This window comes from Bacillus sp. FSL W8-0519, assembly GCF_038005585.1.
GTDB classification, from domain to species: domain Bacteria; phylum Bacillota; class Bacilli; order Bacillales; family Bacillaceae_G; genus Bacillus_A; species Bacillus_A paranthracis.
Genome location: NZ_JBBOTL010000001.1, coordinates 3,936,122 through 3,949,236 on the forward strand (window position 1 = coordinate 3,936,122; position 13,115 = coordinate 3,949,236).

Consider the following 13,115-nt stretch of genomic DNA (forward strand, 5'->3'; position numbering starts at 1 on the left):
CATTATGTTTCATCGTATTGAAGAAGCTCTAGAAGATTTAAAACAAGGAAAAGTCGTGATCGTATGTGATGATGAAAACCGTGAAAATGAAGGCGATTTTATCGCTTTAGCAGAGTATATTACGCCAGAAACAATTAACTTTATGATTACACATGGACGCGGTCTCGTTTGTGTACCAATTACAGAAGGGTACGCAGAACGTCTACAATTAGAACCAATGGTAGCTCATAATACAGATTCGCATCATACTGCATTTACAGTGAGCATTGATCATGTTTCTACAACAACTGGGATTAGTGCCCACGAACGTGCAACTACGATACGAGAAATGTTAAATCCTGCATCAAAAGGTGCTGATTTCAATCGTCCCGGACATATCTTTCCATTAATTGCGAAAGAAGGTGGTGTCTTGCGCCGGGCTGGTCATACAGAAGCTGCTGTCGATTTAGCACAGCTCTGCGGAGCAGAACCAGCTGGCGTCATTTGTGAAATTATTAATGAGGACGGTACGATGGCACGGGTACCTGATTTACTACAGTGCGCAAAACAATTTGATATAAAAATGATTACAATAGAAGATTTAATTGCTTATCGCCGCCACCATGAAACATTAGTGAAGCGAGAAGTGGAAATTACATTACCTACAGATTTCGGTACTTTCCATGCAATTGGCTATTCTAATTCCTTAGATTCGAAAGAGCATATTGCACTCGTAAAAGGTGATATTTCAACAGGAGATCCTGTACTTGTACGCGTTCATTCAGAGTGCTTAACAGGAGATGTATTTGGCTCGTGCCGATGTGATTGCGGACCACAACTCCATGCTGCACTTGCTCAAATTGAGCGTGAAGGAAAGGGCGTTCTTCTTTATATGAGACAAGAAGGACGAGGCATTGGGCTTCTGAATAAGCTTCGCGCTTATAAGTTACAAGAAGAAGGATTCGATACTGTAGAAGCAAATGAAAAGCTTGGCTTCCCTGCTGATTTGCGGGATTACGGTATTGGCGCTCAAATATTAAAAGATTTAGGTTTACAACATTTACGATTATTAACGAATAACCCAAGAAAAATTGCTGGCTTACAAGGTTACGATTTAGAAGTAATCGAGCGTGTACCGTTACAAATGCCAGCAAAAGAAGAGAATAAAACGTATTTACAAACGAAAGTAAACAAATTAGGACATTTACTAAACTTATAATTAAAGGAGAGATTTATTATGGTATTCGAAGGTCATTTAGTTGGTACAGGATTAAAAGTTGGGGTTGTTGTTGGACGTTTTAATGAATTCATTACAAGTAAATTACTTGGCGGCGCTTTAGACGGATTAAAGCGTCACGGTGTAGAAGAAGCTGATATCGATGTTGCTTGGGTTCCTGGTGCATTTGAAATTCCTTTAATCGCTAAAAAGATGGCGAATAGCGGGAAATATGATGCTGTTATTACGTTAGGCACTGTCATTCGTGGTGCTACAACACATTACGATTACGTTTGTAATGAAGTAGCAAAAGGTGTTGCATCTTTATCACTACAAACAGACATCCCCGTTATTTTCGGTGTATTGACGACTGAAACGATCGAGCAAGCGATTGAACGCGCGGGCACGAAAGCTGGTAATAAAGGCTATGAATCCGCCGTCGCTGCAATTGAAATGGCTCACTTATCAAAACAATGGGCATAAAAAAAGAGGCTGCGGCCTCTTTTTTTATTTCTTCACTTTTCTCCGTACATCTTTTATTAATTCATCCATTGTCTTTCCTTCTGTTTGTATACGAAGCGTCTGTGCTGTTTTCCATACATTCTCTCTTTTCTTCGCTTCTTCTATAATAGTAATTTCTTTTCGTACTTCCTTTAAATCTTTCCCTTCTGTTTTCAATCCAAAATGTTCAGCTTTCGTTCGAAAATGTTGTTCAATTCGTTGTTGCATCTCTTTTTGTTCAGGATTTTCGGCGGCCTTAACTGGATCAGCGCTTATCGCTTTTAGTAAAATGAGACAAGTCATAATCGCTAATATATATTTGTGCATGTAAAATCCTCCAACCCAATGTAAATTACATATTTACTATGTACAATTGGGGCTTGGAAAATTCGTCCACCAAAATTCTTTTTTTCGCTCAAAAGCCACTAGTATCAAGCATTCACAACTATTTATTACATTTTATTTACAAAAAAAGCAAACTCTTTTATAAGTTTGCTTTTTTCTATCTTATAATGCACATTCCTCAATCTCAAATCCTAAATCTTCAATCATACCCCAGTCTGCAGTCGGTTCTTGTCCAGCTGTCGTTAAGTAGTCTCCAACAAAAATAGAGTTTGCTGCAAATAAACCAATTGGCTGTACAGAACGTAAATTGATTTCACGCCCTCCTGAAATACGAATTTCTTTCGTTGGGTTTACAAAGCGCATCATCGCCAGTACTTTTAAACATTCTACTGGTGTTAACTCTTTTTGTCCTTCAAGCGGCGTACCCTTTACAGCAACAAGGAAATTACATGGAATTGAATCGGCATCTATACGTTGTAATTCGAATGCAATTTCAGCACGCTCTTCTATTGTCTCCCCCATTCCAAAGATCGCTCCTGAACATGGTGAAATACCCGCTTGTTTCGCTTTTTGAACTGTATCAACACGATCGTCATACGTATGAGTGGAGCAAATACTTTCGTAATTATTCGCATGTGTATTTAAGTTGTGGTTATAACGGTGTACACCCGCTTCCGCTAAACGTCCTGCTTGATCTTCGTTTAAGAAACCTAAACAACAACAAATCTTTAAATCTGTCGTTTCACGAATCTCTTTAACTGCTCCAATTACGTGATTTACCTCTTTATCAGTCGGACGACGACCAGATGCCACAATACAATACGTACCCGCTTTACGGCGAATTGCTTCGTGCGCTCCTTCTACAATCTTTTCCTGCGTTAGCCATGCATATTTATCAATCGGTGCTTCTGAAATAATAGACTGTGAACAATATCCGCAATCTTCAGGGCATAATCCAGACTTCGTATTAATAATCATATTTAATTTTACTTTCTTACCAAAGTGATGGTGGCGAATGATATACGCAGCATTCATAATTTCTAAAATCTCTGTATCGTCAGCCTCTAATATCGCTATTGCATCTTCTTTCGTAATCACTTTCTCTTCTACTACGTCGTATGCAAGTTTTTTCCAATCTCTCTTTGTTTGTACTTGTTTCATTTCATCTCTTCCCCTCTTTTGTTATATGCACAAATAAAGCATGATACGTTGCCATTATCCCTTCATTTCCCGTGAAGTCTCTTTCGTATATGCGAAGCATCGCACGAAAGAGTGAGGGACTTTGACAATATGATTCTTCATTACTATTGGTCGCTCCTACTTTACGAATAGAATGTAGAAACTCCCTAACTTCTGTAAATCTCTCTATGTAACACGTTTCAGAAACATGTACATCCCCTGTTTCCATCTCACATATATGGCGCAACTGATTTTCCGAATAAAAACGTTGCCCAATCGATGTTTCATTTTGTATATTTTTTTCTTCTTTCGCCCGCTGGAACGAAGCATGCAATTCTTGAAATGTTTCCTGTCCAAATGTTGAAAAGAGTAATATCCCCTCTATAGATAAATGACGAAATAAATTTCTTATCACTTGTTTTAAATCATTTAGCCATTGAAATGTGGCATTTGAAATAATGACATCATACGTTTCTTCTAGTCGTAATCTTTCGATATCCTCACAATAAAATGTTACATTGTTTATATTTTGTCTAGTTCTCGCAACTGCAATCATACTTTCGGCAAAATCAATAGCTGTAATTTGTGCTTTCGGAAATAAGTTTGATAATTGCTCTGTAACATATCCTGTCCCGCATCCAAGTTCTAAAATACGTATCGATGAATTTGCACTATATCGCCGATTCAATGTAGAAAGTAATGAATGCGCCATCTTTTTTTGTACATTTGCATATTGATCGTAGGATACAGCTGCCACGTTAAATCGTTTTTGTAGTAACGTTTTGTTAATCATGTCGTATCCCCTCTACAAATTGAATGATTTCATTTGCGCAATATTCGAAATTCGTTACGCATAATGCATGTCCAGCCTCACTTACTACCTTGAGTGTGGCAGTTTCATTCTCAGCCATACTACATGCTGCAGACAATGGGCATATTACATCCCTCTCTCCGTGAATAAGTAGTATAGGGACGTTAATTTCTTTCAATGCTGCTCTCATATCTGTTTCTATTAAATAATCCAAACCGAATTGTAAAGACTGCATAGAATCACCTTTAAAATGTTTTACGATGTCTTCAAAACTTTTATTCTCTTTCAACTCATCTTTCGTAAACATATTTTCATAGAACCGCTTGAGCGTATCTTCTTTCCTTCTCTCCAAATTTCTTTTCAGCCGTTCTACATGCAAAGTATTCCATCCACTACTATAGTCACTTGTATTTGTAAATTTAGCAGTACCACCAATTAGCACGATACCCTTTGCCTTAATTTTTTTATAAGCTTGAATTGCCGCTAATGCTCCTAGTGACCATCCAACTAAAATTACATTTTCATCCTGTGCTACATCTATAATCCTGTTCGCAAACTCACTTTGTTCTTTCACGTTACGCCAATTAATGCATTGAACAGGATATCCTTTAAAATGGGGAAGTACTAAATCCCAAATATTTTCTTCCATTCCCCATCCAGGGATAAAAATAATCTTCAGCTCTTTCATACGAAAAGCTCCTCTTCTTTCGCAATGTGAGTAATTCGGTCAATAGCCCATTTTAAATCAGCTATTGTATGTTGCGATGTAACTGCAAAGCGAATTCGAGAACTATTAATCGGTACAGTTGGCGGACGAATTGCAATAGCTGCAATACCTACCTCTTGTAACCTTTTGCTAAACCGTAAAGCATTTTCATTTGAACCGACTACAATCGGTATAATATGAGTTGAACTATTCCCTATATCAAATCCAGCTTCTCGTAATTTGCTCCTGAAGTATTCTCCATTTGCTATAAGATTCTCTCTTCTCTTATGATCTTCTTGTACAATTTCAATTGCTTTTTGCACTGCTCCTAACGTACTTGGCGGTAAAGCTGTAGTAAAAATAAAGCTTCTCATCATATTTTGTAAATAATCTATATAAATTGCATCACCTGTCAAATACGCACCATAACACCCTAAAGCCTTGCTAAACGTCCCCATATGTATATCAATTTTTTGAGAAAGATCTTTTTCTATATGAGACAACCCTGCTCCATCAATTCCATATATTCCACTCGCATGCGCTTCATCCACTAAAATAATTGCCCCGTATTTCTCTTTCAGCTCTACTAACTCCCTCAAATACGCAGTATCACCATCCATACTAAAAACAGTATCTGTTACGATTAATTTCCGCTTTTCAGGTGACGCTGTTTTCAATAACTTCTCTAAATGATCCAAATCATTATGACGATACCTTTTATGCTCTGCCCCACTTAATATAATTCCATCAACAATGCTTGCGTGATTTAATTTGTCACTAAACACAATATCGTGACGACTCACTAATGAAGAGATCACTCCAATATTTGCGGTATATCCACTATTCACAACTAAGGCTTTTTCAGTGCCTTTCCAATCGCATATACTTCTCTCAACCTCTTCATACAGTGAATAGTTTCCTACCACGAGCCTTGATGCTGTCGCCCCAGTTCCATATTTTCTTGTACATGCGATAGCAGCTTCTTTTAACCTTTCATCTCCAGCTAACCCTAAATAATTATTTGACGCTAAATTTAGCATCCTTTTCTCATCTCGAATAAGCCATGTCTCTTCTGCTTGTTCTGTTACATGCAAATTACGATACTGCTCTCGCTCATGTAATTGTTGCAATTTAGATTGAAGATGTGTGCGCCACGTTTGATTCATTTCGGATAAGCTCCTCTAATTTTGAAATCATTATATATTCTTTAGCAGATTCCAAGACTTCTTCTCTTGTAAACTCACCTGCAAAGAATGGTAATAAACCTAAAACCGGTACCCCACTTAGCTCTTCAATCATTTCTTTATTTTCTTGCACTCTTTCCATTTCGCATTCTTTGCAGCCAGATAAAATGACACCTGCTACTGTTAAACCATATGCCTTTGCGTAAGCGATCGTTAAAACTGTATGATTTACTGTTCCTAATGTAGGGCGTGCTACTACAATAAGTGGAAGTTGTAATTCTTTTGCGAAATCAATTACTAAAGCATCCTCTGTATATGGAACAGCTAATCCACCTGCTCCTTCTACAAGTAGACTATTAAAATCTTTCAATCGTTCATTATAGTGATGAATAATGTCTTTTAACGTTACTGTCCTTCCAGCTCTTTTCATGGCAAGTCTCGGGGCAAGCGGCTCTTCAATAGAGTAAGGGCAAATTTCATCTTCTTTTGTCGGTACACCTGATAATGCCTTTAGCCTTGCTGCATCTCCTTCTGGATTTGATGCAACATGTCCACTTTGTAACGGTTTATAGACCCCTACGTTATACCCAAGTTCTCTAAATACACCTGCTAATGCACCTGCAACTACAGTTTTTCCCACTTCAGTATCCGTTGCTGTTATAAAAAAACCGCTCATTATTCTCCCTCCGTAACATCCGAGATTGCTTTATACAAAATACGTAACATATCATCAATCTCATCAATTGTAGAAGCAAGAGGGGGCATAAACACAATCGTATTACCGAGCGGGCGCAAAATCATACCTAGTTCTCTTGAGCGTTTACATACTTGAACACCGACTCTCTCTGTCCATTCAAACGCTTCTTTCGTTTCCTTATTCTTCACAAGTTCAATTCCAACCATTAACCCGCATTGACGAATGTCCCCTACATGTTTATATGCAAAGAGGTCTTCTAATTGCGTCGCCACATATTCTGTTTTACGTGCCACCTCTTCTATTAAATTTGTTTTCTCGTATAGTTCTAGATTTGCAATTGCTACCGCACACCCTAACGGATTCCCTGTATAACTATGTCCGTGGAAAAATGTTTTTTGTTCTTCATAGCCTCCTAAAAAGGCATTATAAATTTCATCTGTCGTTACAGTAATTGCAACTGGTAAATATCCGCCTGTTAAACCTTTTCCGGCTGTCAAAATATCCGGTGTTACATTTTCATGTTCACATGCAAACATTTTTCCAGTACGCCCAAATCCAGTCGCTACCTCGTCTGTAATAAATAGAACATTATATTTTGTACATAAATTACGTAGCCCTTTTAAGTATCCTTTTGGCATTGTAATCATACCGCCAGCACCTTGCATTAAAGGTTCTACAATAACCGCCGCAATCTCTTCATGTTTATCTTTCAGCAGCTCTTCCATTTCTTCTAAATGTTTTTTTACAATTTCCTCCTTATTATTTCCATAAGGAGAACGATATGTATATGGATAAGGCATTTTAATTGCTTCAAATAAAAGCGAACTATACACTTGGTGAAACAAGTCTATTGCTCCCACTGAAACAGCTCCAATTGTGTCACCATGATACGCTTCTTTTAATGTAACAAATCTTTGTTTCTTCGGTTTTCCTTTATGCTGCCAATATTGAAAGGCCATCTTAATTGCAATTTCAACAGCGCTAGAACCGGAGTCTGAATAAAACACTTTCTTCAAACCTTCTGGTACAACTTCAATTATTTTTTCGGCTAATAAAATAGATGGAACGTTAGCAAGCCCTAACATAGTAGAATGGGAAATTTTATTTAATTGCTCACGAATTGCCTCATCTAGTTCTGGCACTTGATGTCCATGAACATTTAACCAAATAGACGAAACACCGTCCCAATATTCATTTCCATTTACATCGTATAGCTTTCTTCCCTCTCCCCGTTCAATAATGACAGGATCTTCTTCTAAATAATCCTTCATTTGTGTAAATGGATGCCATACATAGGCTTTATTTTTCTCCGATAACTCTTCATATGTATATGATGGTTTGTCAGTCGTACTCTTACTAAAAGTCACAATTGTCACCCCTAATGTTAACTAGTTTATAAATATAGTTAACATTAAATCTAAATGACTGTCAATTATTTTTAAATCAAGTAGTTCTTAAAAAAGAACAACTTATCATAAGATAAGTTGTTCTACTTTCCATGTTGTATCTTTCCGATTTCTAAAATAATCTCTTCGTCTTTTTTTCCTTCTGTTTCAATTCCAAGTTGTTTTGCATGTTCAATCAATAGATCATGGCGCTTCTCAAATCTTGCGGTATTTACTTCTTTCGCAACCTCTTCTTTTGTTTTTCCTTCCGTAGAAACCCCTAGTTTATCAGCTGCTTTTTCCATCGACTTCTTCTCTTCAGCTTCTTTCGCTTTCTTCACTTCTAACTGCTGTATTTGCTTTTGCTTCGCCTGCTCTGATTCAGCTGCAAAAGCTGTGTAAATGCCAGCACTTCCGCCAATGACTAGTAAAGTGGTAAAAAGAATTATTTTTTTCTTCACTCTTTCCTCCCCTTTCAAATTCATTATAACGCACATTTTCATAGGATTAAAATCGTTCTCCTTTATTTCCCTAAAAAATCATTGAATATTTTTATTGACATGTGAGACGAATATATGATAAAAATTTAACTAACATCATATGAATCGGCATTGATAGGATTTAGTAGTATTTCGATTTCTGCTTTCAGAGAGCTGGTGGTCGGTGCGAACCAGTACAGAGCGAATTATGAATTACCCCCTGGAGCTTCTTTTGCGAAACGTAAGGAGTAGTGAAAGACGGTTATAGACCGTTATATCTAAAGAGTGGTGAAACGACACTGTTTCACAATTTAGGGTGGTACCGCGAACTTTTCGTCCCTGCATATGTTGCAGGGGCGTTTTTATTTTATGAGCGCATATCATACGACCCTTTATTTTGTGATACATTCATTTCACAAGCTAGGGTGGTACCGCGATTTCTTCGTCCCTGCATAATTATATGCAGGGACGTTTTTTTATCCATTCATTTCCGTATCATATTAAAGAAACAACAATTACCGGTAATTTGTCACAAAATTCTAAAATTTAGAAGGAAATAAACAATATTGGCGAATTTTATATAAAAAAGAGCTATTTTAGATTACTTAGGAGGGGAAAACAATGGTTTCAAAAATTGAATCTGTTCTTTTAACAGTATTTATCTTTTTCTGCATTGGCTTTAGTGTTATTCAATTAGAAGTTTCACCACACATCCCAATTTTATTTGGTATCGTTTTTTTATTAGCATTTGGATTTATGAAAAAAATTGATTGGTCTACGATGGAAAAAGGAATGATAAGTAGTATTTCAGCTGGTATTCCATCTATTTTTATATTCTTACTTGTAGGCGTATTAATTAGTGTTTGGATCGCTGCTGGAACAATTCCAACTTTAATGGTATACGGCTTCCAGCTTGTATCCCCAAAAATTTTCATTCCAACTGTTTTTGTTGTTTGTGCAATTGTTGGAACAAGTATCGGTAGTGCCTTTACAACTGCCGCAACTGTAGGACTTGCCTTTATGGGCATGGGTAGTGCTCTCGGATACGATCCTGCTCTAATCGCTGGTGCAATTATTTCTGGTGCATTCTTTGGAGATAAAATGTCTCCTTTATCTGATACAACAAATTTAGCGCCAGCTGTAACGGGTGTGGATTTATTTGAGCATATTCGTAACATGCTTTGGACAACAGTTCCAGCTTTCATTATTGCTTTTATCGCATTTTTCATTTTAGGAAGCGGTACTAGTGGAGACGTTGACTTCACAAACTTCATTAGCACATTAGAGAAAAATGCAACGATTTCTATCTTTACACTTATTCCAATTTTATTACTGTTCCTATTCGCATTTAAAAAAGTTCCAGCAGTTCCAACATTACTTGCTGGAATTATAGTAGGGATCATTATCCTATTTATATTTAAACCTAGTACTTCTTTAACTGATTTAATGAAAATTATGCAAGACGGTTACGTTTCTAAAACGGGTATGAAAGATATTGATAGCTTATTATCTCGCGGTGGCCTGCAAAGTATGATGATGTCAATCGCTCTTATTTTCCTAGCTCTTTGTATGGGAGGATTATTACAAGGAATGGGTATTATTACGCAGCTAATGAATATCATCTCTAGCTTCGTAAAAACTAGCACACGCTTAATTATTTCTACTGCTTCAACTGCAATCGGTGTGAACTTCTTACTTGGTGAGCAGTACTTATCTATCGTTTTAACAGGACAAGCATTCGCTAATAAATATGATGAAGTCGGTTTAGAACGTCGTAATTTATCACGTGTATTAGAAGATGCAGGTACAGTTATTAACCCGCTCGTACCATGGGGAGTAAGTGGCGTATTCTTATCGAACGTCCTTGGCGTTCCAACTTTTGATTACGTTCCATTCGCAATCTTCTGCTTAGCTTGTCCAGTTGTAACAATTATCGTCGGCTTTACTGGATTTGGCCTTTCATGGAAGAAGGAAAAAGCTGTAACACTTTCATAATATATCAAAAAGGATTACCTGAATCGGTAATCCTTTTTATATTTCTCCACTATCTATTTGCTTTCTTTCTTCTAAATAACAGAAGGAATCCTGCTCCAACAAACGCCAAACCTGCTCCAATTGTAGAAACAACACTTGTACCTGTTTTCGGTAAATCACGTTCTTCTTTCTTTTCACTTACAGTTGTTGTTTCTTTTACGTTTTGATTATCCGTTGTAGTTTGTCCAGATCCTGTATTATTACCTTCATCTGTTGGTGGTGTCGTTGGATTTTCTCCATTATTTCCTTCACCTGTTGGTGGTGTCGTTGGATTTTCTCCATTATTTCCTTCACCTGTTGGTGGTGTCGTTGGATTTTCTCCATTATTTCCTTCACTTGTTGGTGGTGTCGTTGGATTTTCTCCATTATTTCCTTCACCTGTTGGCGGTGTTGTTGGATTCTCTCCACCAGTTTCTTTATCATCATCGTTCTTCTTCGTTATATCAATTGCATATTTAGCAAATTCATTTTCAGATGGTCCAACATATGATATTTTTCCATCTTTCTTTATATACTTTTGTGCATTTGGTGAAGAATCGAATGTTGTATGTAATTTATCGGCAACAATCGGTTTAAACGTCCAATTTTTATCTGCTGCTGGATCAATAACTGGCGTTTCTTGCATATACTTCACAATGATTTGACGCGTTTCATCTTGTGATTGGTATACAACCTCCCCTTTGCTTACACCCGGGAACGTTTGGCTACTTCCACGATAGTTATTTGTAGCGACGATAAACTCTTGATTGTCAGCTACTGGCTTACCTTCATATGTCATATTTATAATACGATTCGTATTAGCATTTATAACTTTTCCATCTTTATCGTATTTCGCTGGTTGTGTTACATCAATTTCGTATTTTAAGCCATCTAAAATATCAAAGTTATATGTAGGGTATCCGATATTTACTAATGGCTGTTCTTCTGTTTTCTTTGGATCAATTTGATTAAACTGACCTGCAGACATTTCAAGCCATTCTTTTACTTGTGCCCCATTTACTTTTACAGCATATAACGTATTTGGATATACATATAAATCTGCCACGTTTTTAATCGCTAACGTTCCAGCTGGAATATCCGTATAATATGTAGCACCGTTTCGGCCACCCGCTTTAAATGGTGCTCCTGCAGATAAAACTGGAATTCCTTTATATTTGCTGTACTGTCCATTTTCAGCAAATAACTTTTCTACATACCATTTTTGTGCATTTGTCACAAGTTGTACAGAAGGATCATCTTGTACTAATGAGAAATAACTATTAATTGGCGCTGTCGTTTTTCCTACAGCAGTATTCACATAATCAATTGTCGCTTGGTGATCATCTTTAATTTCATTAACTAAATTTTGATCAGATTGTACGAGTGGGTTTCCTTTACTATCAGCAATCGGACGAAGTTGCGGCTTCGATTGCTCTTTTTGTACTTCCCATTTTCCATTTACTTTTTTCAATTGCATATCTATAATACCTAAGTTACTTCCAAAGACACCAGGCATTACAACTGGAACACCATTAAATACGTCCTTCACTTCAGTATGTGAATGTCCCATTAATACCGCATCTACACCAGGAACTTCTGTTAAATAATACGATGCGTTTTCCATGCCAACGTTGTAACCACTCTTATCAACACCTGAATGCGCTAGTGCAACGATAACATCGGCACCTTCTGCTTTCATTTTTGGCACCATTTTTTTCGCTGTTTCAACTATATCTTTTGCTTTCACTTTTCCTTCTAGATTTGCTTTATCCCAGTTCATAACTTGAGGTGGAACAAATCCCATTACGCCAATTTTCACTTTTTGTTTTTGACCTGATTCATCTTCTACTTCTTTTTCAAAAACATGATATGGTTTAAAGTAATTTTGATCATTCTCTTCATTATTATCTTTATCATCTTTATAGACGTTCGAGTTAATAACCGGGAATTCTGTTTTACTAATTACTTTGTTTAAATAATCTAAACCGTAGTTAAATTCATGATTCCCAAGAGAGATGACGTCATACTTCATTAAATTCATTAAACGATATAATGGGTGCGTATAACTAGGATCCACAGGCTTCTTCGGATCATTTATTTTATTCGCTACATAATCTCCAAGCGGTGTCCCTTGTAATGCATCCCCATCATCAAACAGGACAGAGTTCTTCGCTTCTTCACGCGCTTTATTCACAAGTGTTGCAGTTTGCACGAGACCTACTTTATTATCGGTTTTCGTTTGATAATAATCGTAATTCATTAAGTTAACGTGAATATCTGATGTTTCTAGAATTCGTAAGTTAACCGTACTCTCCCCAGTTTGCTCATCCGCATGAGCTGTTGCTGGCAATACTTGCGGCGCTATAACACCAATAGCAAGAGTTGCTCCAGCTAGCATTTTTTTTGACTTTTTCACAAAAAATCCCCCTTATACAATTACCAAAGAATAATGAAATGAATTTCTAGCATTCTCTAACCACATACCTTTTTTCTTCTAGTAGATACACGATTTTCATTTCACCCTACGCTAACGAGTAGTCTCCTTAAACGATCCATTAATGGAGACTAGCAATTAACGGGAGATAAAGCTCCCACTATGTAGAATTTCACCTTATCTGAC

12 protein-coding genes and 1 other annotated feature are annotated in these 13,115 nt (G+C 37.0%); of the genes, 3 read left to right on the top strand and 9 right to left on the bottom strand.

Annotated features, from left to right (window positions below; all coding sequences use genetic code 11):
• The first annotated feature begins 4 nt into the window (after nt 1-4).
• Both ribBA and ribH read left to right on the top strand, forming a co-directional pair.
• Nucleotides 5-1,198 (top strand): bifunctional 3,4-dihydroxy-2-butanone 4-phosphate synthase/GTP cyclohydrolase II, encoded by a 1,194-nt coding sequence (ribBA, locus tag NST14_RS20530; protein ID WP_000468996.1) that lies wholly within the window; start codon nt 5-7, stop codon nt 1,196-1,198.
• An 18-nt stretch (nt 1,199-1,216) separates the two neighbouring features.
• Nucleotides 1,217-1,678: a 6,7-dimethyl-8-ribityllumazine synthase gene (gene ribH, locus NST14_RS20535; RefSeq protein WP_000230889.1), complete on the top strand. Its 462-nt coding sequence runs from the start codon at nt 1,217-1,219 to the stop codon at nt 1,676-1,678.
• A gap of 24 nt (nt 1,679-1,702) precedes the next feature.
• On the opposite strand, the gene NST14_RS20540 is transcribed toward ribH, so the two are convergent.
• From NST14_RS20540 to NST14_RS20575, 8 genes are all read right to left on the bottom strand, one after another.
• Nucleotides 1,703-2,023: a hypothetical protein gene (locus NST14_RS20540; protein ID WP_000549777.1), complete on the bottom strand. Its 321-nt coding sequence runs from the start codon at nt 2,021-2,023 to the stop codon at nt 1,703-1,705.
• A gap of 180 nt (nt 2,024-2,203) precedes the next feature.
• Nucleotides 2,204-3,202, bottom strand: coding sequence for a biotin synthase (gene bioB / locus NST14_RS20545; RefSeq protein WP_000815866.1), 999 nt, complete (start codon nt 3,200-3,202; stop codon nt 2,204-2,206).
• A 1-nt stretch (nt 3,203) separates the two neighbouring features.
• Nucleotides 3,204-4,013 (bottom strand): malonyl-ACP O-methyltransferase BioC, encoded by an 810-nt coding sequence (bioC, locus tag NST14_RS20550; RefSeq protein ID WP_000608931.1) that lies wholly within the window; start codon nt 4,011-4,013, stop codon nt 3,204-3,206.
• Nucleotides 4,006-4,719 (bottom strand): alpha/beta fold hydrolase, encoded by a 714-nt coding sequence (locus NST14_RS20555; protein WP_000661275.1) that lies wholly within the window; start codon nt 4,717-4,719, stop codon nt 4,006-4,008. Before NST14_RS20555 ends, bioC begins: the two co-directional genes overlap by 8 nt.
• Nucleotides 4,716-5,903: an 8-amino-7-oxononanoate synthase gene (gene bioF / locus NST14_RS20560; RefSeq protein WP_061535570.1), complete on the bottom strand. Its 1,188-nt coding sequence runs from the start codon at nt 5,901-5,903 to the stop codon at nt 4,716-4,718. The genes NST14_RS20555 and bioF overlap by 4 nt, the downstream gene beginning before the upstream one ends.
• On the bottom strand, nt 5,869-6,597 hold the full coding sequence (gene bioD, locus NST14_RS20565) for an ATP-dependent dethiobiotin synthetase BioD (protein WP_061535571.1): 729 nt from the start codon (nt 6,595-6,597) through the stop codon (nt 5,869-5,871). Before bioD ends, bioF begins: the two co-directional genes overlap by 35 nt.
• Nucleotides 6,597-7,985: an adenosylmethionine--8-amino-7-oxononanoate transaminase gene (gene bioA / locus NST14_RS20570; RefSeq protein ID WP_061535572.1), complete on the bottom strand. Its 1,389-nt coding sequence runs from the start codon at nt 7,983-7,985 to the stop codon at nt 6,597-6,599. Before bioA ends, bioD begins: the two co-directional genes overlap by 1 nt.
• A gap of 122 nt (nt 7,986-8,107) precedes the next feature.
• A complete protein-coding gene (locus tag NST14_RS20575) occupies nt 8,108-8,464 on the bottom strand; it encodes a hypothetical protein (RefSeq protein WP_000726889.1) in 357 nt (118 codons plus the stop codon).
• Nucleotides 8,465-8,605: 141 nt separating this feature from the next.
• Nucleotides 8,606-8,826, top strand: a binding site (T-box leader).
• 277 nt (nt 8,827-9,103) lie between these two features.
• Here NST14_RS20575 and nhaC point away from each other — a divergent pair.
• Complete coding sequence (gene nhaC / locus NST14_RS20580; protein WP_000253748.1) at nt 9,104-10,477, top strand: Na+/H+ antiporter NhaC; 1,374 nt, start codon at nt 9,104-9,106, stop codon at nt 10,475-10,477.
• Between the two features lie 49 nt (nt 10,478-10,526).
• Here nhaC and cpdB read toward each other — a convergent pair whose 3' ends face one another.
• Nucleotides 10,527-12,911, bottom strand: coding sequence for a bifunctional 2',3'-cyclic-nucleotide 2'-phosphodiesterase/3'-nucleotidase (gene cpdB / locus NST14_RS20585; protein WP_048557603.1), 2,385 nt, complete (start codon nt 12,909-12,911; stop codon nt 10,527-10,529).
• Nucleotides 12,912-13,115 lie beyond the last annotated feature (204 nt).